Source organism: Aquimarina sp. Aq78 (assembly GCF_900299525.1).
Classification (GTDB): Bacteria; Bacteroidota; Bacteroidia; order Flavobacteriales; family Flavobacteriaceae; genus Aquimarina.
Map to the genome: position 1 here is coordinate 93,542 of NZ_OMKA01000024.1, position 25,921 is coordinate 119,462.

A 25,921-nucleotide genomic window follows, 5' to 3' on the forward strand; every position below is an offset into this window, starting at 1 on the left:
TAATAGCCAGATGGTTTACAAATTAAACATAAAAGAAGTAAGTGCAGCAAAAGAAGAAATTAAAAAATTTATTTCTGGATTAGGAGCTAAATTAAATAATGATTTTGGAAATGAATATATAGTTTCTTTAGGGAAAGACACCGAAATAGAAGATGATTGGAGTTATGATATAAAAATAAGAAAAGGAAATAAAATTGGAGCTTCTTTGTCTTTAAATTGGAAGAAGCAACATTTTAATGACCTAAATATAGAGGTTTCAGAATCTACCAAGATTGGTGGTTTCCTAATGTATGGTATAGTCTTTCCTTTTATGTTTGTGGGGGCTTATATGGGGGCTAACCGTATAGCACCATTAGACTTTTTACCAGGCTATAAATTGGCAGGAGCTTTGGGAGGTGTTATAGCTTTTGTTCCAGGAATGATTTTGATGACTCTTATTAAATCAATTATACTAAAAAAATATAAAGAGGAAAATGAAACTCTTAGGAAAAAAGTGCTAAGCGCAACAGGTAATACATTTCAGAAAGTTTAATATGAAAACAATTATAAAAGTTTTTCTCGGGTTTGTTGTTTTTTTGATCTTATGTGGAGGTATTCTTAGTATTATAGAAAATGAATATGATGGAGCAAGACAATATTTTAGAATGTTTAATACTAGTGAAGAACAAAAGTCAGTCACTTTTGAGATGATTTATGAAAATGGTAAACCAAGTAATGTTTGGGCAATAAATGAAATAATTAATTCTGGAAATGTTGTAAATGCAAAACTCCTTCCGGGTACTTATTTGGTGAAAATATGGGATCATGAAGATGCGCTGGAAAACGAATTTGAATTTTCATTTAGTCTACCTAATCCAGAAGAGTCAAACTATAATTATTACAGATTTGATATAGCTATGAACAAGGGGTTTAGAGTTGTGGATATGGCAGCAGTTTACGAAGGGAGCTCGTTGACAAATACGATGTCTAAGGCGGTTGGGACATATCAAGATGATATTTTGGTAGTAGAAACTTATAATGGTGATCGACCTTTTTTAATTTCAGAAACTTATACAGATCGTACATTTATTGATATATATGAAGATATGCCTACCCGAATTAGATACGGAGAATTGATTTATAGATTAGAAGTTGTGGATGTCGATAGTGCGGCTAAGGAAATAATAAAATAGTTATGAGTAGGAAGGTAATCATAGAGAGAGCCAAAAAGAAGAAGAAAAAGTGAATTGTATAGAATTATGATGTTTTGATGTAATTCTATACAATTCACTTCTTATTCAATAACATATCAATTTCGAGATGTTTTTCTTTGATCAAACTAAGTCCAAAATAAGCTGCTATAGGATCCCCCAGATCAATACTCGTCCTAAAAAAGAGCTTGATATAGATAGTCTTTATTGATGTAAAAATTAATTATTCTTGAGAAGGTATTGGAGTCATTAAAGTAGCTCTTCCTATTCTGTTCCATACATTGATACAACAAATTGCCATAATAATATCGGCCACTTTTTCTTCACCAAAAAGATGAATGGCTTTTTGATATAATTCGTTATTTAAGCCATTTACAGAAATATGGGTTACCTCTTCTGTTATTTCGAGGATGATTTGTTCTTCTTCTGTGAAATAAGGAGATTCTCTCCAAAAAGGTAAGGCATGTATACGATATTGTTTTTCTCCTAGATTAACAGCTTCCTGTATATGCATTTGCACACAATAAGCACAACCGTTAATTTGTGATGCCCTAATTTCTATCAATAAAAATTCTAAATCAGTTAATGAGCTTTTTTTAATATCATTATAAAGCGCTAAAATGGGCTTATAAGCGTTTGGGTTAACCTCACTAATATTGATTCTATCTGTTTTCATGTCTTTGATTTTAATTACTTAAGACAAAATTCTATATATAAGATGATTAAAAAAATAATCTAGATTAAGAAATTCATTATGAGTACGACTAAAAACGAATACTAGAAGAAACGTTACGGATAATAAGTTGAGGTTTATAATTTTGTTACCTCTGCTACCTTTATAGAGTAATTGTATGGTAGTGTTCTTTGGTTCTTAAAATTTGTTGAATAATGAATTTAGTGTTTTGTTAAGATTTATTTAACCAAAATTTACCAAAGAAAAATGTTTCTGTACCGTTCCCATACAAACAAAAAAACGAAAAATCCTTACAATGAAAATTAGAAATGTATTACCAGTTTTTGCTTTATCCGGATTGTTATTACTGACCGCTTGTAGCGAAACGAAAAATGATAGGACTACACAAGAAGAAAACGATAAATTGATAGCACAGAATGTGGCATCATCGGAAACGATTAAGAAAAAACTACCCACTATACTTGAGTTTGCCTCTATGGATAAAGGGTTTTCTATACTCACATCTGCAATTAAAGTGACCGAATTGGCAAAATCGCTAGAGAATAAAAGTTCGTTTACCATATTTGCCCCAGTAAATTTAGCTTTTGATAAATTAAACCCTACTACTGTAGAAAAGCTATTGAAACCAGAAAATAAAGAGCAGCTAAAGACTATTTTAAATTGTCATATCATACCTAGTGTAATTGCAAAAGAAGATATTGTTATTGCGATTAATGAGGGTAATGGAAGTGTGAAGTTAAAAACAATAGGAGGAGCATTATTGACTGCAACAATGAAAGGAGATAGAGTTTTTCTTATAGACCAAATGGGTAATGGGGGGCACTTAGTAACTACAGATGTTAAAGCATCTAATGGACTTATTCATACTATAGATGCGGTAATGATGCCTAAAAAATAGACCCTATCTTTATAATATTCTCAGACCTGTCGATTTAAAATCAGGCAGGTCTTTTTTTTATCTATCTGGATTGATTTTTATGCATGTTAAGTAATCCAAAATCAAAAGGAGTCCATAAACATGCTTTTATATCACTTTGTTTTAATCCGGTATTTACCCAGCTATTACAGGTGTTAAAGCACGTATAATTTCCTGTAGCTTCATAAAAATCATCATTTTTATAATACCCTAACCCTGGTAGTATTATCTTTTTATTTTCACCATTTAATCTAAAAGTAGCAGATATATATTGATTTATCTTTCTAAGTTGTTTTTGATTGACTTTTAGGGCTACCCAATCCTCCTGCATAGAAGAATGCCTGGTAACATGTAATAAGGTTGGAGTATTAAGAAATAAAGCTTGAAATCCATTAACAAAAGTAAGATCAGCCCATAATGGAGTTTCGACATAAAAGTTTTTATCGCCCCAGCCAAATGAGAAATATTGTGCCTGAGGAGTATCCAACTGATCATCTAAAACAATAGTGTTTAAATCATTTTTGGCAATGATAATTTCTAAATGAACACCGTTAGAGCTTAAATAGAGGGTGTGATTCTTTTCTTCGTTATCTTTTTTTCCGTTTACCGGGATATAGGTTAATACCAGAGATACTATAAGATATAGTGTTGGGAGTATTAAAATGACCCCAATGTATTTCAATATCTTTTTGATTAACCTCATATGATAATGTCTAAATATTAGTTAGCCCTCATCAAGAATAGATATTCTTGGTGAGGGCTAAAATAATTAAAAGAAATTTATTATTCTATTTGATGGTTACTCTAATTCCTTCAGAATGACTAGAGAACTCTGGTGCATACATGCTCTGTATAGTAGTGATACCATTAGAGAAATCCCCTTTGTTATTTACACGAAGGTCATACTCAAAAACATATACTCCTTTTGGTAAATAATCAAAGAAAAAGTTAGTAGAAGCATCTTTAGTACTTTCATAATAGCCTAAACCATCTTGCCATTTATATTGTGAGATTACATTGATTGGTTCCAGGCCAGATGCTCGCATATCTTTCATGTGAACAAACTCCATTGCGCGATCAGATCTCAATTCGATACGCACTCTTATCAGATCACCTAATTCTAGTTTGGTTTTTGAAGTAATTTCTGTAATTTCTTCACCGGTATCTGTATTCTTTTTTAAGAACAATTTTTTCTTTAAAGACAGTGGTGTTTTTGCCGAAGTAATTTTGTCTAGCTCTTCAAAATATTGCCAGTATAAAGCTCCCCAGGCAATACCTTTTCCTTTTTTAGAGATTTTTGCAGTTGCCATATTAGGTTTTATTTCATTACCATTCCAGGAGGTTTTAAAATACCCTGTTCCTGCTTCGACCTTTACATCTTCCATTTTACCTGGATCGATTTTTTGATCTCCCAATACAATGTCTACCATATCTGTTACCGATAGCCAATCACTGCCTTGCAATAATAATGCATATACAGCATCAGAAGTAGCTTTGGTAGTTTTCCAACGATTGGTCTGTTTGTTTTTAAGTAACCAGATTTTTAGATTATCAACAATTTCAGTTCGTTTTGGTTCCGCTTCTACTTCTGAAAAGACTTCAATCATTAGCGATTGAGTTTCGATTGGAGCCTGATACCAGAACCAACTTGCTGTATTTGATTTCCAATACATCCCTAATTCTTCACTAGATACACTTTTTTCATCTAGTGATCTTATGATTTTGTTAGCTGTTGTGCTATCGTCATTTCTGTGTGTTATTAAGGCTAGCATTCCTTGCGCATATAGACTTTGACTTAACCAATATTTTTTAGATTGCCCCAGGTAGTAGTTCCAGGCCTCGTTAGTATTTTTTGGCCTTTTGATATTTGTAAAGAAACTACGCATATACAAATAATGAATCTGAGTATAGCTTAAATGGTTTTTATTGATGTCAATCTTATGTTTCTCACAATATCGCTTAAGCTCCTTGTATTCTTTTACAAATTCTGCATCAAGAAAACGAACTGCATTTTGTAGCATATTTGCGGTATCTCCATCATACTTCGTAACCCCTAACTTTTTTAGATGTCCGAACCCTGTAGTGATATGTTGTGTGATGAATCTATTTTCTCGCCCTCCCTGAAACCACGGGAACCCACCAGAACCATACTGCATTTGTTTTAATTTGTTTAATGCCGATTGTAGTTCATTATTCATCTTATTAAGATCAAACAGTAAAGCGATTCGTTTCTTTTGTTCTGTTTCGCTTTGTGCATCACGTAACCATGGTGTTTCTTGAATCATCAGAGACTTTAACTCCTGGTTTTTTTCAAGATTACTTAGTAGTGCATCACTGGATTTCCATTGATTAAATACTTCCTGGATTCTAGGATTAGAGTTAGCAATATGGCTAGCTAAAGTATTTGCATAGTATCTAGAAAATGTTTGTTCTGCGCACTCATAAGGGTATTCCATAAGGTAGGGCAGTGCCTGTACAGCATACCAAGCCGGGTTAGAAGTCATCTCAAGAGTAAGCTTATGATGTTTTAGTGTGCTAGAGGTGTTATCCTTTAATTTATCTAGTGTAAATGTCTTTGTTTGATCAGAACGAATCCACATTGGTAATGTCTCGGTAACTAGCATTCTATTGCTTAATACTGGAAGTACATTTTGTTCTCCATCAGAAAAATCCCCTGCTTTGGCTATAATTTTATATTGTACAGTCTGTACATCATCAGGAATCTGAAGCTCCCAGGATACATTAGTGTTTCCTTTGGCTTTTACCATAAAATCTAGACGCGCATTATTATTTTGAAGCTTTGTATCTATCACTTTATTGGTTAAAGCATCAAATAGTTGTAACTCTACAATACCATTAAGATCTTTGGTAGCAAGGTTTGATATTTTAGAACTTAGTATTATTCTATCACCTTCTCTTAAGAACCTGGGTGGATTAGGAAGAATCATCAACTCTTTTTGAGTTACTGTTTCTAAAGTTGTTGTTGCTGCGTTTAAACCTTTGGTATGTGACAGTAGCTGTAATTTCCATTTTGTTAATGCTTCGGGAGCAGTGAAATTAAAGCTTACATTGCCGTTTGCATCAGTGGTTAACTGCGGAAAGAAAAAAGCAGTTTCCTGTAGGTTTTTCCGAATTTTAACACCTTCCAGAGATTGCTGTTCTTGTTGCTCTTGTGGTTTTCCTGCTTTGCTTTCCTCTTTGTCTTTATCTTCAACATTACCAAGAGCTCCGGCAACTCCATCATCATTAAATTCTGCTTCTTCCATTGCAACTTCATTAGAAACAGCAGATTTGGCGGCAGATCTTTTCATCATTGGGGCGGGAGCCCCACTTTCCATAATGTCATAATTTTTATTTCGACCTCCAAAATATTGTTGTCCAAAATATAAACCATACCAATTTAATTGATCATACCCTTGGCTGCTATAATGATACGATGGGTTATTATGGTTTTGTAATCTAAATGTGAGTACTCCAAAACTCTGTGTAGCATGTCTTTTACTTTGTGTATAATATGTAGGACGATTGATAGGATCAAAATACCATTGATGAGGTCTGAACTGATCTAAAGAAGCATCATACATACTAGCCAATAGTTCTGCACTAACCTTATCTCCTTTAGGACCTTTGATTGTAAAACTCCAGGTTTCCTGTTGACCAGGAAGTAATTTGTCTCTAAAAGTTTTGGTTTCTATGCTAAGCTCTGTAGGCTCATAAGGAACAGGAATTATCATTGCTCCACTCTGATAACCGTTGTAGTTTAGGTAACTATATCCGATTGAAAATCCTCCCAGATCCTCTTTTGTAACCGGGATTTTGATAGTCTTACTATTTTTTGAGAGTTTAATAAGTTTTGTTTCAATAATTTTATGGTTCTTCTCAATATCAACAGTAATTGTTATGTCTTCTGAAGCAGAGCTAAGCTTTATAATCGCCTCGTCTCCAGTTTTGTAAGTCGATTTATTTGTAGTGATTTCAAACAATTGCTGGTCACTAATATTTTTATCTTCCTGACTGTATAATGTGGTATATTGTATGTCCTTTACATCCTGGCCAAATCGATCTTTGGTATTTAGTTCGATAACATATTTACCAGATTCCCATTTTTTGATAGTGCCTAAAGAAAGCTGTTGTGTTCCTACCTCATTTTCTTTTGTCGATGTAGTATTAAAAGATTTATCTAGAACCATATTTCCTCTATCCCATTTTCGATAATCATGTTCATTTTTAAAAGCATCATGAGGAAATAATGCTGCAAATTTTTCTTCTTTGAAACCTTCATAATCAGGTGCTTTCCATGGTCGGATTCGCATAGGTTTTTTAGGAGCTTTCAACTTATAAACCTTAACTGTTCCTGCTGCTGCAACAGATTCATTATTTAAGTTTATAGTTGTTATAGTAAATGTGTTGTCTTTTTGTGTTTTATCAATCTTATCTTTGATTGCAATATCTGCGGTTAACGCATGATATCCTACATTAACTATCGTTGTGGTACTGCGTGTTTCTCCATTAATATCGATTACATCTACCGTAACCTCGTAATTAAAGATTGGTAAATCCTCTTTAGATACTCCAAGATCAGGGAGTGCTTTAAAACTAATATTGTACTCTCCTTTTTCATCGGTTATGGTCTCTCCATGGGTAATTTCCTGAGGTTCTACTGTGTGTCTTGGATACCAATAGCACCAACGAGGATATTGCACTTTACGGTGTACTCTGTATATTACTTTGGCATCAGTAATTGCACTACCGGCATAAGCCGTTGCAACTCCGGTAAGTTTTATTTCATCATTAACTTTATAGGTCTCTGTAACCGGATTAAATTTGATCTCAAACTTAGGCCGTTTATACTCTTCAACAGAAAAGGAAGTACTATTATAATTATTAGTTTGTATAGTATACACCCCGGTAAGCCCAGAAGATGGAACTATAAACTCACCGCTAAAAGATCCGTAATCATTAGTTGTGAATTGTAAAGTTTTTACATCCTGTCCGTTTACATCTTTTAATGTCGCAAAAGTGGGTTGGTTAGGTACTACTTTAAATTCTTCTTTGCCATCAGAAGACATCATAATCCCTTTAAAATATACAGTTTGTCCAGGCCTATAAATACTACGATCTGTAAAAAGAAAAGTAGTAGTGTTAGTTTTGGTGCTATAATCTGGTTTATGAGATTGATTTAGATAGTACCCCTCAAATCTGGCAGCATCTTTCTCATACGAAACAGTAATGTTAACATCATAGTGATATGTATTTACTGTTAAATATGCCTGACCTTTTTCATCGGTAATTAGTGTTTTATCTAATTTGTTGCCGTATCCTCTTTGATTATTTGTTTTCAAATGTATTTTAGCATTGGTAATAGGAGTTCCATTATTACGATCTAAAACCTGAAAAATTGATTTTTGCGGTGTCCTGTTTTCTGATAATGCTAAATTACTAACTTGAGTGTTTCCATAAGAAAACAAGCTTTTTTGAGAAAGATCTTTTGATATCGTTGCTAAAATAAGATATGAGTCTTGCTCTAGTTCTGGTAATAATACTTCGGTAGTATGTGTTTGATAGTCTTGTTCATCGCAAATTTCTGCTTCCCATGTTTTAGTTACCTTTAAGGAACTCAAGAATTTGATCTGATCTTCAGTTTTATATAACCTATTTAAGTCTTTTAGTTGCTTAGGAGTAATTTTAAAAGCATTAAAATAAAGTTTATTCAGGTTTTTATATGTGATTAGTAATCTACCAGGTTTCTGTATAGGAACATACTTTTCGGTTTTGATGCTTAATTCGGTATGAAGTATCTGACTTTTTAATGCTTTACATTGGTTGGCTCCTCTCGAATCAGGGAATTTCTTAATTGTAGCATTACATATTTCTAAGGCTTCTTTTAATTTCCAGCGATGCGTATCGTTTTCTCCCGGGATATAAGTAGAAGCATATTCTTTATATAAATTCGCAATTTCATAATCGTATAAAGCCGAAGCACTATGGGTGGCAAATTTCTTTTTTTCTGATTGTAAACATTCGAGTAAAACAGTTTTTTTATCACCAAAAACAGCATTTTCTGATACAAATTTTATGCGTTCTATATTTACTTCGATCAAAGCATCTGGAGCTTTGTCTCTTGCATGAAATTTTATTAAATCCTGAAATAGTTTTAAAGCATTAAATTGTAATGATAATGAGTCTTTAGTTTCTATTTTTAAAGATGAAAAAACAGTGTGTTCCTGTAGGTATTTTTTGTCATTTATAGTAAAAGCATATGAAGGTTTGGTGATGTTGGTTTCAGAAGTCTTATAGAAATCCAAGGCATTATGAGTTAAAAAATCATACAGTGTAGGACGATATTTTTTAGAATCAGTACGAGTGTCTAAGATTTGATCAAATGCATTAAGATTTGTTTGTTGGGCTAAAACCCCATTTTTAAGAGATTTTTGATAGTAAAGATGCGTTTCTGCAAATAATGTTTCTAGGTCCCATGTTCTAAAATCTTCGGCATCAACTTTTTCTGAAGTTTGAGTTCTATTATAAAACTTCCATCGATTTTGTTGAAAATACTGCCAGTATAAATTGGCAAGAATGCTTTCTAGAATGTTTCTTTTTGGAAAATTGCTATTATCAATCTCGCTTTTTAAGTTTTTGATAATGGTAAGTTGCGCATTTTCTTCTAGAGTAAGCATATACTTGGCCTTGTGAAGTAGTGCTTTGATTACTTGGTTGTCATTATTTTCTTTTTTGGCTTTACCATATATAGTTTCAACTACTTCCAAAGCAGATTTAGGTAACCCTTCCTGGTTAAAAGCTTCAACTTTTTTCCAATCACTTTGATAGTCATTTTGACCTTTCATAATATACAGGTTTGATATACAGATTATAATAAGGATGATATGCTTTTTCATCATATATATTTTAGGTTGTGAAATAAACGTAAAGAAATGCTGTATTATTTTATATGATAACGCTTCATAATTCATAAATAACATCATAAAACTACGTATTTGAAATGAGCCAAGATAATTTTGTTGCTATAAATCAAAATTTCTGCCACATTTTATTTGAAGACTAAGAAAGGCTTAAAAATGGATAGATAAAATGATAAATGAGGGAAGTCTCTGTTTTGTTTAGGAAACCTTATGATCTAATGAGGAAAATAATAAGAACCGAAATTATTTTTCATTACCTCATTATTTTATTAGCTAATTGTTAATTGTATCTTTACTCTCTTATTTAAGAGTTTACTATGCGTGTACATTTTATAGCTATTGGAGGTAGTGCGATGCATAACCTTGCCATAGCATTACATCAAAAAGGATATCAAATAACAGGAAGTGACGATACTATTTTTGAGCCTTCAAAATCAAGATTAGAACGGTATGAATTATTACCAAATGAATTTGGTTGGTTTCCAGAAAAAATCACTTCTGATCTTGATGCAATTATTTTGGGGATGCATGCCAAAAAAGATAATGAAGAACTTCTTAAGGCTCAGGAATTAGGGTTGAAAATATATTCATATCCAGAATTTTTATATGAACAGTCCAAAAATAAGACACGTGTAGTAATAGGAGGGTCACATGGTAAAACAACGATTACCTCTATGATTTTGCATGTATTGCATTATCATGATAAAGAGGTAGATTATATGGTAGGAGCCCAATTAGAAGGTTTTGATACCATGGTACATCTCACAGAAGAAAATGATTTTATCGTTTTAGAAGGAGATGAGTATTTGTCTTCACCTATTGATCGCAGGCCAAAATTTCATTTATACCACCCTAATATTGCTTTAGTAAGTGGGATTGCCTGGGACCATATCAATGTGTTTCCAACTTTTGATACTTATGTTGATCAGTTTAGAATTTTTATGAATTCTATTGTTAACGGAGGCGCATTGGTGTATAATGAAGAAGACCCTGAGGTAAAAAAACTAGCAGAATTAACAGAAAACCCTATTCGAAAATTTGAATATACCACCCCAGAGTATAGTGTAGAGGATGGAGAAACTTTATTAAATACTCCCGAGGGAGAGATGCCTATTGAAATATTTGGTGCACACAATTTAAATAATCTAGCCGGAGCAAAATGGATTTGCCAGCATATGGGAATCGATGAGGACGATTTTTATGAGGCTATTGCTTCTTTTAAAGGTGCATCAAAACGATTAGAAAAAATTGCAGAGAGTGATAATGCTGTAGCATATAAAGATTTTGCTCATAGTCCATCTAAAGTAAGCGCAACTACAAAGGCAGTAAAAGAACAATATCAAAATAGAAATGTGGTGGCTTGTCTCGAGTTGCACACTTATAGTAGTCTGGATGCTTCTTTTTTAAAAGAATATGAAGGAGCTTTAAACGCAGCCGATGAAGCGGTAGTGTTTTACTCTCCTCATGCAGTAAAAATAAAACAACTTAAAGAAGTCTCTGCTACTCAAATCGCTGAAGCTTTTAATCGTAATGATTTGATTATTTATACTGATCCAGAGAGTTTCCAACAATACTTAAAGCAGAAAGACTTAGCTAATTCAGCATTATTACTTATGAGTAGTGGTAATTATGGCGGATTAGACTTTGATGAAGTGAAACATTGGATTGAAAACTGAAAGTGTTTTTAATAGTCTCTAATTGTAAATTTTCTATACTTATTGGTTAGCTTCGCAGCTTAATATTTCAAAATCCCTCTATATTAATGTTTAGGGGCTTAGGCATTAAATTGTTGAAGATGATGATCCAGATGTTTATATTGTAGTTGTCCCCATTGTTTATTAGTAAATTTCCCGAACATTGGATGAGGTTCCCATTCTTTTTTGTCTTTCTGGTTAGAGAACTCAGCTACAAGATGTAAAAGTTCTTCTTTTTCGGTTTCAAAATCTTTTTGTTCAACTACTTTTAATTTTGAATGCGTTGGTAGATTTTTTCTCCATGGTTTATCATTATACATAGATTTTTTGAAGAGTAATTTGGCAAATAGATTGGGTTTTATTTCTGGGTGTTCTTTTTTTAAAGCAATTTTTAATGGAAATTGACAATGATGAAACATTTGTGAAACATTCATTTTTCCCCAGATGGCATTACTGGTAACAGATAGTTTGTTTATGCGATTTTCTATTTCGTTTTGTACAGCTGGGTCGAGCAGGGATTTCATATCAAGTTTATTAGATGATGTATACTCAAAAATACAGCTTTTATACAAAAAAATAAAGGCTAATCATGTGATTAGCCTTTATAGAATATTATATATATGTTTTTTTAACTTACCTCATCAAAGAAAAGACTTAGAAACCCATCTAGATCATCATTATTTGCAATATCTTTTGGAGTTCCCAGATTGATCATTAACGGTTGATCTTTAATTGTTCCTTTCAAAAAATATTGGAAAGTAGTACCCATTTTAAATTTATATCCTTTTAGTTGAGCACCAAAAGAAGTAAAAGTTACTTCTGTTTTTGAACTATTACTTTCTGCAAATGCAGTTATTGTAGCATCAAAGACTGCAGATAACATGTCATCACTATAATAATCCCATTTTATAGATGTTCCGTCACAAGCCTGCAATTCATATTGAGATTGAGCTTCACATCCTCTAGGGACTTGTATGTTATTTCCTACTAAACTAAGAAACGAAATCTTCTTATCCTGCCCATAGAAACTTATGGTCGCAAGAAGTAAAACGAAAGTAAAAATATTCTTCATAAATAGGTTAATTTGAAGGTGTTAAAATATTCATTTTTGGATTAAGGGTGCCCAAATATAGTAAAACTTTCATTTTCAAACAAATATATGTAGAAAAATAATGTAATTTGATAGTAAATGAAGTGTTAATATAGTGATATTAATTCGGTAATAAGTTGTTGTAATTGAGATAAATAGTTTATACTTACATATAGGATTTACTAGCTATTTTTAATTGTTAAACTTATTATATGAGTGAATTAAATTCTTCATTTTCTATCAAGGAATGGAGTGAAGATGATCGTCCAAGAGAAAAATTAATCGCTAAAGGGAAAAATACACTAACAGATGCAGAATTGATTGCAATACTGATTAGTTCGGGCAATCGTGAAGAAAGTGCTGTTGCATTAAGTAAGCGTATTTTGTCTAGTGTAGATCATGAAATTAATGCGTTGGGAAAATTATCAGTGAAACAATTGATGAATTTTAAAGGAATTGGTGAGGCTAAGGCTATAACTATTGTTGCCGGTTTAGAATTAGGGCGAAGACGAAGAGATGAAAACGTACCCATAGTACCAAAAATTACGTGTAGCAAAGATGCTTTTCATCTTTTTCAGCCTATCATGGGTGATCTGGAGCATGAAGAATTTTGGGTGCTGTTTTTGAATAATGCAAATAAAGTAATTCAGAAAAAGCAGATAAGTGTTGGAGGAAAGACAGGAACTCTGGTAGATGCCCGAATCGTTTTTAGATCTGCACTAGAATATGGAGCAACAGGAATAATACTTGGACATAACCACCCTAGCGGAGTATTAATGCCTAGTCAATCAGATAAAATGTTAACCCAGAAACTAAAACAGGCAGGAGTAACTTTGGATATCAATCTACTGGATCATCTTGTTATTACAGAAAAAAACTATTTTAGCTTTGCAGATGAATCCATATTATAAGAGTGAGACTTACGAAATTATAAATCATAAGTTATAATACAACAATATGCTATTAATTCACGTACAAAAAATTACTCCCAGAGTATCCTACACATTTAAACAAATATGTAAGCGAATATTAGGTTTTGATGTTGATCTGACATCTAAAATAGAGCCTTTTATCGCTCATGATGGTCCTAAGCTTTCCTACGGTAAACAACCATTAGGAAAGGAACTTTATTTTCAGAGTGTTGACTTACTTTTTGAACATGGACTAAATGATATAGATGTTCAGGTTTTTGATTGGGAAGAAACAAAATGTTTTTTTGACGTTAAGCATGCCGACTCTGCATTGCCTTTTGATATTTTTGCGGCTACTTTTTATCTTTTAACACGGTATGAAGAATATTTACCGCATGTGAAAGATGGTATGGGACGTTTTCCAGCTACAGAAAGTATTGGGTATATTCATAATTTTTTACAGGATCCGGTAGTAGATATATGGGCGTATAAATTCAAAAAAGTTCTTTTAGATAAATACCCTAACCTCGAATTTCGAGAAAAGAAATTTACAATTATTCCTGTTGTTTCTGTAGCTCAAACTTTTGTGTATAAAAATAAAGGAGTTTTACGATCTATAGGAGGAGGGATTCGTGATTTGTGGAAATTACAATTTGATAAACTAACAGATAGGATAAAAGTGTTAATTGGATTTAAAAAAGATCCATATGATGTATTTGATTTTATAATTCAACTTCACAAAAAGAAAAAAAGAAAAGCTAAAGCGCTATTTGGATTAGGAGATTACTCTAAATATGAGAAAAATGTAGGTTATAATCGCCCAAAACATCATGCAATCATTAAGCATATTGCAGATTATATCGATGTGGGGTTAAAGGTCTCATATGAAGCTATTTCTGATTTATCACTGTTGAAAAAGGAAAAGTTACGAATAGAGAATATTGTTAATAGAAGACTTCAATATTCACTTTGTTCTTTTTTTAAAATAAAATTACCAGAAGCATATCGCAATTTTATAGAATTAGAGATAGGAGAAGATTACTCTATGGGATATCCTAAGCAATCTGGTTTTAGGGCAGGAACTTGCTCTCCGTTTATGTTCTATGATCTTGATTATGAGGTGCAAACTCCTTTGGTGGTACATTCGTTTTGTTTTGCCAGCCAGGGCGATAGAGAAGATATTAATGACCTGATGTCTGCAAGAAAAGAAATCAGTATATATATGGATAAAGTAAAAAAGGTAAATGGAATTTTTATTCCGGTTTTTTGTAATACATTGTTTAGTGATTTACAAAATGAACCTTTTTGGAAATCAATTTTAGAATTTATTTGGACAGCAGAAGATGAATAATACAATAAAACATATTTTTTTTGATCTAGATCATACTCTTTGGGATTTTGACAGGAATTCATCTTTAGCATTTAAGATGATTTTTGAAAAATTTGATGTTAATACCAGGATAGAAGATTTTCTGGCTATATATCAGCCAATTAATATGAAATATTGGAAATTATACAGAGAAGAGAAAGTTAGCAAAAAACAACTCCGAAGAAGTAGGCTTACAGAAGCTTTTATGCATCTTGATATCGCATTTTCTCTAGAAATCATAGACGCAATGTCTGATGATTATATCAATTTTTTGCCACTTCATAACTACTTGATTGATGGAACCCAGGATTTATTAGAATATCTTAATCCAAAATATAATTTACATATCATTACCAATGGTTTTAGAGAAGTACAAAACAGGAAGCTATCGAATTCTGGAATACTACATTATTTTAAAACAATAACAAATAGTGAAGAAGCAGGAGTTAAAAAACCCAATCCATTTATTTTTGAACAGGCAATACAAAAATCCGGTGCAAAACTCGATAGTAGTATGATGATAGGAGATAACTATGAAGCTGATATAATGGGAGCAGAGGCAGCAGGTTTAAGAACTATATGTTTTAATTATCATAAAGAAGAATTACCGGCACATAATATTCAAGTTTCTGAATTAAAGCAGATTAAAAAGTATCTTTAGTAGATAAATATTTGTAATTTATTTCAATTCATGTACAATTCCAGAGATTTTTTTAGTAGCTTAAACATTGATTATTAAGTGTTCTAAATTAAATTTTTAAAAACACGAAATAAATTAACAATTTGAAAATAGGGTATTTGTAATTTATACTGTTGTTATAATCGAAGATCAAAAGTGAATCTTAGAAGTAAAGGAAATTAACATAAGGTGATGATATGAATAACTAATAATTTAAGAACTCGTCTTAATTTTTTATAATTCCCTACAAAATGAAAACAAAAAAAGTTTCTGTATTGCTATGCGGTATATGCATATTGATGCCATTAATCTCTTGCGTAAAAGACGTAGATTTTGATCAGGCAGAAGACGTGGTGCTTACTCCGGTCTATGAAGTCGATTTTGTGTATTCTCGATTTGATACAAGCCAATTTATAGATTCTAATATAAATCCTGCTATAGTTGTTCCAGAGGTGATTGTAAATGATACTTTAAGCTACGACCTTTTAGGAACCGATTTTGTAGTAGATAATCTGGAAAGAGTAGAATTAACTTTTGAGTTTAGAAATACTATAGAACGTAATTTTGAATTTGATTTTGGATTTCTAAATGATAGTGACCAACGAATTGGTCCGTTATATAGTATGACTGCCAATTCTGGAAATGGAGAAGGTACAGATCCCATTGTTACAACAGAAGTTATCATTCTTGATACTGCCGAAATTGATGTTTTGAGAGATGCTACACGGCTTATTTCTTCAATGAGAGTGCAAAATATTAATAGTAGTTTACGAGGGATTCTTGAATTGCGATCCAAAGGAACTTACTTTTTTAATTACGAACTATGAGAATTGTTATATTCTTTATAGGTCTGTGGGGGTGCTTTGGATATTCTCAAAATAAGGAAACCTTATACGATTTTACAGACCTTCCTCAATCTTTACTGCTTAATCCTGGAACTGATATAAATTTTGATTACCATGTAGGAGTGCCTTTTTTATCACAGTTTCATATAAATGCTGGATTAAGAGGAGCATCCATTTATGATGTTTTTGCAGATGATGACAGAAATGTTAATGATAAAATAGAAACGACACTTAATACGCTTACAAGTAATGATTATTTAACTCTAACTCAGCAATTAGAACTTATTAGTTTTGGATGGGAAAGCAAAAAAAACAAGAATATATATTTCTCTGGTGGAATCTATCAGGAATTAGATGTTATAGGATATTTTCCAAAAGATTTTGTAGTTCTTGCTTATCAAGGGAATCGGGATTTTCTTAACCAACCGTTTCGTTTTTCTACTATAAATGGTTCTGTAGAGCTGTTAACCGCATTTCATTTTGGATACACAAAAAAGGTGAATAAGAAGCTGACTTTTGGAGCCAGAGCCAAATTATATTCAAGTATGTTTCATATTCGTAGTGCTAAAAATAGTGGAACTTTTACTACTGTAGAAACACCACAAGGAAATAATGTTTATCAACATGTGATTAGTAATGCAGATGTTACTGTTAGAACATCTGGGTATGCCTCTCTTAAAGATGCAGAAGGAAAGGAAATTGTTAATAAGCTAATAGGAAGAGCATTTTTGGGAGGAAATCTGGGTGTTGGGGTAGATATAGGGTTTACTCATAAAATAAATGAGCAGCTGGCTATTACAGGAAGTGCAAATGATCTGGGAATGATATTGTATACTAAAGATGTAGAAACCTATAAGGCGAGAGGTAATTATGTTTTTGAAGGATTTGAAACGCCAATTCAGTTTTCTAGCCAGGACGCTCAGAATTTTCTAGATGAACTAGAAGAAGCTGTCCCACTTGATACATTGAGTAAGGCATATGTAACTATGCGTCCTTTAAAATTAAATAGTTCTCTTAGGTATTCATTTAACCGATATGATGATGGTACCTGTGATTGTTATCTTGAAGGGGAGAAACCACCATATATGGATGCAGTGGGATTACAGTTTTTTACCCAGTTTAGGCCAAAAAGACCTCAATATGCGGCTTCATTGTTTTATTATAAGCGTTTTTTTAATTTTTTAAGAACAAAACTTACCTATACCATAGATGATTATTCATATTATAATATAGGATTTCTTACATCTATTCATATTAATAAAATTAATTTTTATATTTCGGCTAATAATTTATTAGAATATACTAACCTTGCAAAAGCAAGAGGTACTTCTGTGCAACTAGGTTTTAATGTTATAATGTGATAGATATGTTACGTATTTTGTTTTTGGGGATTGTTTTAATCTCTACGATAAGTGTTAATGCTCAAAAAGATATTAATGAGTATAAGTATGTGATAGTTCCCAAGAGCTATAATTTTTTAAAGGGAGAGGATACATATCAGCTTAATTCACTTACTAAATTTTTATTGACTAAATATGGTTTTGAAGCCTATATACTGGAAGAAAATTTCCCAGAAGACCTTAAGACTAATGGTTGTAAAGCACTACGAGCTGATTTAAAGCGAAGATCAGGTGTGTTTTTAACAAGACTAACACTGGAATTAACAGATTGTAATGGTAGTGTTGTATTTACATCTTTGGAAGGGAAGAGTAGGGAAAAAGAATTTAAAGCAGCATATCACGATGCGCTTAGAAAAACTTTTACTTCATTAGAAGCACTTAACTATACATATAGTGGTGATAAAGAAGAAAAGGTTGTTAAAAAAGAAGTTGTTAAAACACCAAACGTTAAAAAGGAAGAGCCAGTACAAACTAATGAAGTAAAAGAAACTGTAGAAGTTGCTTCTCCTTCTCCTTCAGAAAATACGATTACATACCTTTTTAATGATGTGAGTTTCCTGTTTAAAAAACAAGATTACGGATATGAGATGTTTAAAAATGAAGAAAAGCAAACATCTGTAGGGAAAATTTTTAAATCAGGAAGCGGGAAAAATTATATAGTTCAGGCAGGAGATCTAAGCGGTAATGGATATTTTGATGGATACGGTAATTTTATATTAGAACGTATTAATCCAGCAACCAATAAACTTATTACAGATACATTTGCAAGACAATAATGAGTTAATCATTCTTTTTTTAAAAGGAAATAATTATAAAGTGGGGAGATAAAAAGAAGTTAATACTCATATTTATCTCCCCATCTTGATTTAAGAAATGTTCTAAATGAGTTTTCGCGCTGGTTATCTCCAGGGTCATATAATTTTGTGTTGGCAATCTCATCAGGAAGAAATTCTTGTTTTACAAAATTATCTTTATGATTATGAGCATATTTATAATCTTCCCCATAGCCTAATTCTTTCATTAATTTGGTAGGTGCATTTCTTATATGTAATGGGATAGATAAATCACCTGTTTGCTTTACCAATTGCTGAGCTTTATTTATAGCCATATATGATGCATTACTTTTTGGCGAAGATGCAAGGTAAACCGTACATTGACTTAGTATAATTCTAGCCTCTGGATAACCAATGGTATTGACTGCCTGAAACGAATTATTTGCTAAAATCAAAGCAGTTGGATTAGCATTTCCGATATCTTCAGAAGCTAGTATGATTAATCTTCTAGCTATAAATTTAAGATCTTCACCACCCTCAATCATCCGTGCAAGCCAGTATACAGAGGCATTAGGGTCACTACCTCGAATAGATTTAATAAAAGCAGAGATGATATCATAATGTTGTTCTCCTGTTTTATCGTATCGTACAGTGTTTTGTTGTACTAATTTTAGAACCAGATCATTAGTGATTGTAATAGGTTCCTGATCCTGACTAGAAACAATTAATTCGAAAATATTTAAGAGCTTACGAGCATCTCCACCGCTTAATCTTAGTAGAGATTCTGTTTCCTTAAGGACTATTTCTTTAGATTTTAAATGCTCATCTTCTTGCATAGCCCTATTGAGCAATGCTTCTAATTCTTTCTTGCCAAAGGGATTAAGTGTATACACCTGGCAACGAGATAAAAGTGCAGGTATTACCTCAAAACTAGGATTTTCTGTAGTAGCCCCGATGAGAGTAATCCACCCTTTCTCTACAGCACCTAATAGGGAGTCTTGCTGCGATTTGCTAAAACGATGAATCTCATCAATAAATAGGATAGGATTTTTAGCAGTAAACAAACCTCCACTTTGTTTAGCTTTATCAATTACTTCTCTTACTTCTTTAACACCACTATTTATAGCACTAAGAGTATAGAAAGGTCTTTCTGATTCGCTAGCAATGATATTAGCTAATGTTGTTTTCCCCACTCCGGGAGGCCCCCAAAGTATTAGAGAGGGGATAAGTCCTTTTTTAATTTGTTGGGTCAGAGAACCATCATCACCAACCAGATGTTCCTGACTAAGGTACTGTTCTAAGGATTTTGGACGTATTCGTTCTGCAAGTGGTTTATTCATAAGTGTAAAAATACAAGCTTTTATAGAATTTTAAGCTCAAATATTGGAATGTAATAGAATAGCTATGTTTTTAAAAAATAGAATATTTTACTCCCATCAGACAATAAGCTTAGTAGGGTTAAGTTATTAGCTCAATATACATACTAGCAAACAACCAAAAAAATGAGAAATATAGATACATACAAGAATATTTTATTACTAATGAGTATTCTCATATTAACTTCTTGTAGTAATGATGATAGTTCAAGTGAGTCAGAAAACACAGAATTTACAGTTAGAGAATATTCTTTTGATACCGATGGTAATTCTAGGCTGATGTTTCAGGATGATGAAACACAGGAATTAATGACTTCGGAAACAAGACGGTATGAAATCGGTAAAATTGTAAGAGTAAGACCGATTGATGCCTTTACCATTGAAGTAGCTAATTTTGCTCCAATTGATATTGAAAATGTTTTTATTATTGCCGATATAGAAGGAGTAGAATCAAAAATTAAATTGTTTAAAATCAGTAAGATAAGAGCGCATGCAAAGCAAGAAATTAAATATTCTTTTCTTAGTGAAGAAACTCAATTTATTGGAGTTGATGGAGCCATGGTAGATTTATCCGATTATAGTACAGAAGGGATTTCAATAGATAAAGTAGTGTTTGATTTTATGGGAGAAAGCGAACTTATCAAAAAGTTAAAAACACTTTCTAAATTGAATTGGGATATTAGATATCATGATTTTGATGAAAACAATAACCCAGATAACAATTGGAGTGATGATATTAGTGCTAAAGATATAAGAAGGTTTTCTGGTATGATAATTAATCTGGGATATATTTTTGCTTCAGAAGCTTTTGAAGAAGGTTTCCTAAAAGAACACTTAGTTAAAAATGATGGTACTACTGCTATGACTAGCGAAGAGAAAAAAGAACTTTATCAAAACCTAATCAATAAAGAGTTTTTAAAATGTGGAAAGGTTGTAAACGTTTCTGGTTTAGGAGGAGGCAGCACATTTGGTGTTGCAGAACATATCTTAAAAGATTTTCTAACTAAGAAAACGGGACATATTACTGCGCATGAATTCGGGCATTGTTTAGGATATAATCATTCTTCTAATATGACATACCCGATAGAAGTGGAAGGGGTTAAAACAGGTATTGCCCCATTAACTAACCGAATAATGGAAGATTTATTTTCGGAAAAAGCTTTTCCTGTAGATAGTGGTAGTTATTATATATCTACAGATTTAGAATAAATTTTATGATGCACCTGACATTTTAACCGGACTTTTTATTTTGGACTTTTTTTTGATACATTCATACTACTATGCAAGAAAAAGAAACTCATTTTAAGTTTAATACCGGAGTAGTAGGATATCCATTGTTGTTTGTACTGCTTATTTGGATAGTATTTTGGTTTGAAATTCGTTTTGATTTGAGTTTCAATCATTTTGGAGTGCACCCCAGAACGATTACCGGGTTAAGAGGAATCATATTCTCTCCTTTTATTCATTCTGATATTACCCATCTATGGCATAATACATTACCACTATTGATTTTATCAGCAGCACTGTTCTTTTTCTATCAAAAGAATGCTTGGAAAGTATTATGTATAGGGGTTTTTCTTACAGGTTTTTTAACCTGGCTATTAGGGCGGCCAGCAAATCATATTGGAGCAAGCGGAGTGATCTATATGCTTTTTGGGTTTTTATTTTTTAAAGGTATTGTAGCAAAACACTTTAGATTAATAGCGCTATCCTTTGTTGTAGTTTTTATTTATGGAAGTATGGTGATGTATGTGTTACCTATAGATCCTAAAATTTCATGGGAAGGTCACTTATCGGGTATAATATCTGGAGCCGTATTAGCATTCTTTATTAAAAAGGGAGTGGTACAGCCAAAAAAATATACCTGGGAATCCGAGCATTATAAACCCGAAGATGATGAATTTTTAAGGCATTTTGATGAGAATGGTAATTTTATCGAAAGCCTTCCTCAAGAAGATTTGGATGAAGAGATTAGTATTATATATGAATATAAATCTAATACAGAGAAACCTGAAGAAGAATAATTAGTATTATAACCTTTGTCTAATAATTTCATATAAAAACACACCACAAGCTACCGATACGTTTAACGAAGCAATATCTCCATACATTGGTAATTTAGCTTGTTGATCTACCAGTTTTAATACAGATTGAGAAATACCTTTACCTTCACTTCCCATAATGATTGCGGTAGGAATAGTTAGATTTGTGTCGTAAATAGTAGTATCGGCTTTTTCTGTAGCGGCTACTATCTGAATACCAGAACCCTGTAGATAAAACATTGCATCTTTTATATGATCTACTTTGCATATTGGGATTTTGAATACTGCACCGGCAGAAGTTTTTACAGTATCTGCATTAACAGGTGCTCCTCCTTTTTTCTGAATGATAATACCATGTACTCCTGTGCACTCTGCAGTTCTGATGATAGCACCAAAATTACGAACGTCAGAAAGTTGATCAAGAATCAAAAATAAAGGAGTTTTTCCAGATTCAATAACATTCATGACAAGGTTTTCAAGGTCATAAAAATCGATAGGAGAGGTATAGGCAACCGCACCTTGATGATTGCTACGGGTCAATCGGTTTAGTTTTTCTACAGGAACATAGTTAATGGTGATATTATTCTTCCTAACTAGATTCATTAATTCTTTGGCCAGGTCACCATGTAATCCTTTTTGAATAAAAAGCTTATCGATGGTTTTGCCAGACGCTATAGCTTCTATAATCGCTCTGATACCAAAAACTAAGGAATCGTTTTTCATCTGTATATAGTATATGTTTTGTAGTCAAGACCATACCTACCATATAGTAAACCGGTATTAACTTAATTGTTTGTAGCTTATTTGTTGTGGGATCAAAGATAGTATAATAGAAATGAGTTTTAGGAATTGTGTGCAAAAAAAGGATGTGATTAATTTGATCACATCCTTTATATAATGTATAGCCAAAGCAAGAACTAATCTATAATACTATTTTCTTTAAATGATAATGCTATGTCAACATTTGTTCCTGCATTTATTACTGTAATATCACCTACAAGAATAGCTCCATAATAATTTTTTAATACAGGAGCATTTGTAGTTCCGATATTTCTAACAATTTTGTATGCGTAAATCTCGTCTTTTACGACTTGAGTAGAGGTAGAAGGTATTCCGGCATCAAAATCAGCTTTTGCTTGCTCTACATCGTTGTATTTGTCGTAAAAAGATGCTCCGGTATCTCCTAGCTTTACAAACTGTATGTCTACAGAGTAATTTTCTCCATTAACGGTATTATTGATAGCTCCAAACCCTTGTGGTCCGACAAAATCAATGTCCCCTGTAAAAGTATCATCTTTAGAAGTAGAACCGGTTAAGAGGTTGATCTGATTTTTAGTAAGATCATTACCTAGATTTCCACTTACACCACTTTTGAATGGCTGAGGTATAATTTCAATTTTAGCTTCTACTTTATCAGTAAGAGCCCCACTGGAGACAGTAAAAGAATAAATGAGTACATCTCCTTTTGTAAAACCATAGGTAATATAATCTTTGTTTTTAAGATCAATTGTCCCTTTGTCAATATTAAAACCGGTAGAAATATCTGTTTCTGTTCCTGTTTCTCCTTTTCTCCAGGTGACTACAATATCATCAATCTTAGCTCCTGTGGTAGAAGTAACATATGTAATCAAATTGGTAGATGCGCTATCTTTAAATTTTATAGATGAAACTTTATCGGTTAAATTAATAGCTTTTGTAACCAATAACTTTTCTGCAGTTATTGCAGAAGGGATATTTCCTCCAGAAATATCGTATACTAAATCTAAATCAAAACTCCCTGATGAAACTGTTTCTCCTTCTTCTTCACCAGGAAAAACAAATGGTAATAGTGATGAAGAATTAAATGTAGCTGTGTTGCCAGAAATCACTGCATCAGCAATTTTGGTAGTACCTTTAAATACATCAAGATTAGTAACCTTTGCATTCGTAAAGCTGTTTAAGTCAATTTTTAAGTCTCTGTTAATATCAAATATTGTTATTTCAGTATCGACTAGTTTAACTGCTACTCCTGCAGATACCCCTGTTACTCCTTGATCATCATCGTCTGAACAAGATATCATTGAAATGATGAATAAAGTAATGAGTATGATTTTTGAAAGTGTTTTCATGTAACTTGATTTTTAATTAGAGTTATTTGTTTAAAGTATTTGTCTTATAGACTGTCTGCTTCTATAAGGTTGCGTAATTTGATTATATAATTGATTGTGTTATTATAAAAATGCTATAGAAAATAAATAAGGCCGACTTTTTAAAAGCTGACCTTGTTTATGCAGGTGCAATGGATGATTGCTGTGTTTTTTTAGAAACCTTATTGATTTTCACCTTAGGATATAGTGATATTCGAATGGCTAATTGTATAAAATATTTTTTGAAAAGAGTTTGTATTCATAATAGAGAAATAGTCTTGATTATGTACTATTTGAATCTATTCTGGTTTTTTGGTTAAAACCAGATAATATTATATAAGAAGAGATTTCATGTGAATAAACACAGGGTACTAATTGGATAAAGGAAGGAGGGAGAGGTGCCTATTAGAGAATTAAAAATATAGATGTGTTTTTTTGGATAAAAAAAAGAGGCTACCCATTGGATAGCCTCTTTCGAATCTTTATTATTTATTTGACTTAATTTTTATAAGCCCACATATCTACATCTAATAAATGACCTCCTTGTGCAGTAATAGCAGCTTGGAAAGAATCTGGATTAGATACTCTTTCAGAAATTGGATATAACCAACGTCTTGGAATAACACCAGAAGGGTTGAAACCATTCACTCCATCTGCATTTGCAGTTAAAGTAGGGAATCCTGTTCTTCTGTAATCATTCCATACTTCGATAGGAGTGTTACCATAAAGAGCTTTGTATTTCTCACCGATAATAGTTTCGATATCAGCATCAAGAGTACCACCTAATGCTAATGCACCAGTATATGTTGCAATATCAGCAGCAGGTACACCAATGAGCTCCATATTTGCAGTTACACCAGCTACTAATGCAGCTGTACCGTCACCACCATTACGCTCAAGAGCTTCAGCTTCGATAAACTTCTGCTCAGCATAAGTCATTAACAAACCTGGAGAATCAAATTGTGCCCAGAATAAGTCTTCATTAGCGCCATCATAAAATAAGAAATCTCCATCATCTTCTGTCATGTATAAATCCTGTCTTGGATCTCCTGTCATAAGCGTAGCAAATTGAGGATCAATGATCATAGTGTTTGGTCTTCCTTGACCAAATAAAGCTAATGCATTACCACCATTTTGAGAATCTTCAAAGTTGAACTGTGCTTGATCTGCATTACTTCCCATTGCGTTAGCTATGGCAGCCAATGCCTTTGTTGATGCTTGTGTATCTCTTTTTGAAAGTTGCATATAGTAACGTGCTTTTAAGGCATTAGCTACTTTAATCCAACCTGCATTACTTAGAGATACTAAACTTCCTTGAACACTTCCAAGAGGATCAGTAGCAGTTAAATCTGCTTCAGCTTCATTTAATAATCTGATTATTTCTGAATATATGAATTCTTGAGTATCATACTTAGGAAATAAATTATCTGCTCCTTGAAAAGCTTCAGAGAAAGGAACGTCACCCCATGAATTGGTTGCCATACCTAAATTAGCTGCAAGATATATTTTTGCAACACCTCTTGTATTTACTCCTTCAACATTGGTAGTTCTGTTTATGATATCTACACAATCTCTCATAGAACCAACATATAGTCCGTTGTTCCAGAAGTTTTCTATATCAGTTTCTCCAATTGCATAACTTGTATATGCTACTTGTTGTGCATCAAAACCGATCCATTGCTGTGTTACGATACCAGACAAACGTCCTAATCCTGCAGTAATATTTCTATGCGATTGTATCTGCATTATTGGCATAATCGCCAGTGTAGGTACCGCGTCTCCACTAATTCTTGTAGGATCATCATTTGTGGTACCATACTCACACGACACCAACATCATTGCTGTTGCCATCATGAGAATAAAAACCTTATTGATTTTATATGTTTTTTTCATTTT

The 25,921-nt window shown here is 32.6% G+C and carries 21 protein-coding genes; 12 read left to right on the forward strand and 9 right to left on the reverse strand.

From position 1 onward, the window contains the following. Positions 1–10: 10 nt before the first annotated feature. Complete coding sequence (locus DG435_RS14970; protein ID WP_159025818.1) at positions 11–532, forward strand: hypothetical protein; 522 nt, start codon at positions 11–13, stop codon at positions 530–532. 1 nt (position 533) lies between these two features. Continuing rightward, complete coding sequence (locus DG435_RS14975) at positions 534–1,172, forward strand: hypothetical protein (RefSeq protein ID WP_106795141.1); 639 nt, start codon at positions 534–536, stop codon at positions 1,170–1,172. A gap of 241 nt (positions 1,173–1,413) precedes the next feature. On the opposite strand, the gene DG435_RS14980 is transcribed toward DG435_RS14975, so the two are convergent. Next, positions 1,414–1,866 (reverse strand): carboxymuconolactone decarboxylase family protein, encoded by a 453-nt coding sequence (locus tag DG435_RS14980; protein WP_106795036.1) that lies wholly within the window; start codon positions 1,864–1,866, stop codon positions 1,414–1,416. A gap of 313 nt (positions 1,867–2,179) precedes the next feature. On the opposite strand from DG435_RS14980, the gene DG435_RS14985 reads away from it, so the two are divergent. Further along, positions 2,180–2,782 carry a fasciclin domain-containing protein gene (locus DG435_RS14985; RefSeq protein WP_106795037.1) on the forward strand — a complete coding sequence of 201 codons (603 nt, stop codon included), beginning with the start codon at positions 2,180–2,182 and terminating at the stop codon, positions 2,780–2,782. Between the two features lie 61 nt (positions 2,783–2,843). On the opposite strand, the gene DG435_RS14990 is transcribed toward DG435_RS14985, so the two are convergent. Both DG435_RS14990 and DG435_RS14995 read right to left on the reverse strand, forming a co-directional pair. Further along, on the reverse strand, positions 2,844–3,503 hold the full coding sequence (locus tag DG435_RS14990; protein WP_106795038.1) for a TIGR02117 family protein: 660 nt from the start codon (positions 3,501–3,503) through the stop codon (positions 2,844–2,846). 85 nt (positions 3,504–3,588) lie between these two features. After that, complete coding sequence (locus DG435_RS14995; protein ID WP_234387194.1) at positions 3,589–9,645, reverse strand: alpha-2-macroglobulin; 6,057 nt, start codon at positions 9,643–9,645, stop codon at positions 3,589–3,591. A 392-nt stretch (positions 9,646–10,037) separates the two neighbouring features. On the opposite strand from DG435_RS14995, the gene murC reads away from it, so the two are divergent. After that, positions 10,038–11,396 carry a UDP-N-acetylmuramate--L-alanine ligase gene (murC, locus tag DG435_RS15000; protein WP_106795040.1) on the forward strand — a complete coding sequence of 453 codons (1,359 nt, stop codon included), beginning with the start codon at positions 10,038–10,040 and terminating at the stop codon, positions 11,394–11,396. Positions 11,397–11,494: 98 nt separating this feature from the next. Here the strand turns inward: murC and DG435_RS15005 are convergent, their stop codons facing one another. Further along, positions 11,495–11,938 carry a DUF1569 domain-containing protein gene (locus DG435_RS15005; protein WP_106795041.1) on the reverse strand — a complete coding sequence of 148 codons (444 nt, stop codon included), beginning with the start codon at positions 11,936–11,938 and terminating at the stop codon, positions 11,495–11,497. Between the two features lie 104 nt (positions 11,939–12,042). Further along, a complete protein-coding gene (locus DG435_RS15010) occupies positions 12,043–12,486 on the reverse strand; it encodes a hypothetical protein (protein WP_024772096.1) in 444 nt (147 codons plus the stop codon). A 230-nt stretch (positions 12,487–12,716) separates the two neighbouring features. Between DG435_RS15010 and radC the strand changes: the two genes are divergently transcribed. From radC to DG435_RS15040, 6 genes are all read left to right on the forward strand, one after another. Then, on the forward strand, positions 12,717–13,415 hold the full coding sequence (gene radC, locus DG435_RS15015; RefSeq protein WP_106795042.1) for a DNA repair protein RadC: 699 nt from the start codon (positions 12,717–12,719) through the stop codon (positions 13,413–13,415). Between the two features lie 46 nt (positions 13,416–13,461). Beyond that, entirely contained in the window at positions 13,462–14,766 is a 1,305-nt protein-coding gene (locus tag DG435_RS15020; protein WP_108840631.1) for a hypothetical protein, read from the forward strand. Beyond that, positions 14,759–15,445 carry a YjjG family noncanonical pyrimidine nucleotidase gene (locus DG435_RS15025; protein WP_106795044.1) on the forward strand — a complete coding sequence of 229 codons (687 nt, stop codon included), beginning with the start codon at positions 14,759–14,761 and terminating at the stop codon, positions 15,443–15,445. Before DG435_RS15020 ends, DG435_RS15025 begins: the two co-directional genes overlap by 8 nt. A 269-nt stretch (positions 15,446–15,714) precedes the next feature. Beyond that, positions 15,715–16,290: a hypothetical protein gene (locus tag DG435_RS15030; RefSeq protein WP_159025619.1), complete on the forward strand. Its 576-nt coding sequence runs from the start codon at positions 15,715–15,717 to the stop codon at positions 16,288–16,290. Beyond that, positions 16,287–17,669, forward strand: coding sequence for a DUF5723 family protein (locus tag DG435_RS15035; protein WP_106793112.1), 1,383 nt, complete (start codon positions 16,287–16,289; stop codon positions 17,667–17,669). Before DG435_RS15030 ends, DG435_RS15035 begins: the two co-directional genes overlap by 4 nt. Before the next feature lie 5 nt (positions 17,670–17,674). Further along, positions 17,675–18,484, forward strand: coding sequence for a hypothetical protein (locus tag DG435_RS15040; RefSeq protein ID WP_106793111.1), 810 nt, complete (start codon positions 17,675–17,677; stop codon positions 18,482–18,484). Positions 18,485–18,543: 59 nt separating this feature from the next. Here the strand turns inward: DG435_RS15040 and DG435_RS15045 are convergent, their stop codons facing one another. Further along, complete coding sequence (locus tag DG435_RS15045; protein WP_106793110.1) at positions 18,544–19,821, reverse strand: replication-associated recombination protein A; 1,278 nt, start codon at positions 19,819–19,821, stop codon at positions 18,544–18,546. Positions 19,822–19,983: 162 nt separating this feature from the next. Here DG435_RS15045 and DG435_RS15050 point away from each other — a divergent pair, with 162 nt between their 5' ends. Both DG435_RS15050 and DG435_RS15055 read left to right on the forward strand, forming a co-directional pair. After that, complete coding sequence (locus DG435_RS15050; RefSeq protein ID WP_106793109.1) at positions 19,984–21,066, forward strand: hypothetical protein; 1,083 nt, start codon at positions 19,984–19,986, stop codon at positions 21,064–21,066. A 71-nt stretch (positions 21,067–21,137) separates the two neighbouring features. Beyond that, positions 21,138–21,881: a rhomboid family intramembrane serine protease gene (locus tag DG435_RS15055; RefSeq protein ID WP_106793108.1), complete on the forward strand. Its 744-nt coding sequence runs from the start codon at positions 21,138–21,140 to the stop codon at positions 21,879–21,881. Between the two features lie 6 nt (positions 21,882–21,887). On the opposite strand, the gene rlmB is transcribed toward DG435_RS15055, so the two are convergent. From rlmB to DG435_RS15070, 3 genes are all read right to left on the reverse strand, one after another. Then, entirely contained in the window at positions 21,888–22,622 is a 735-nt protein-coding gene (rlmB, locus tag DG435_RS15060; protein ID WP_106793107.1) for a 23S rRNA (guanosine(2251)-2'-O)-methyltransferase RlmB, read from the reverse strand. Positions 22,623–22,816: 194 nt separating this feature from the next. Beyond that, a complete protein-coding gene (locus DG435_RS15065; RefSeq protein ID WP_159025618.1) occupies positions 22,817–24,007 on the reverse strand; it encodes a hypothetical protein in 1,191 nt (396 codons plus the stop codon). A 516-nt stretch (positions 24,008–24,523) separates the two neighbouring features. After that, complete coding sequence (locus DG435_RS15070; protein WP_106793105.1) at positions 24,524–25,918, reverse strand: SusD/RagB family nutrient-binding outer membrane lipoprotein; 1,395 nt, start codon at positions 25,916–25,918, stop codon at positions 24,524–24,526. Positions 25,919–25,921 lie beyond the last annotated feature (3 nt).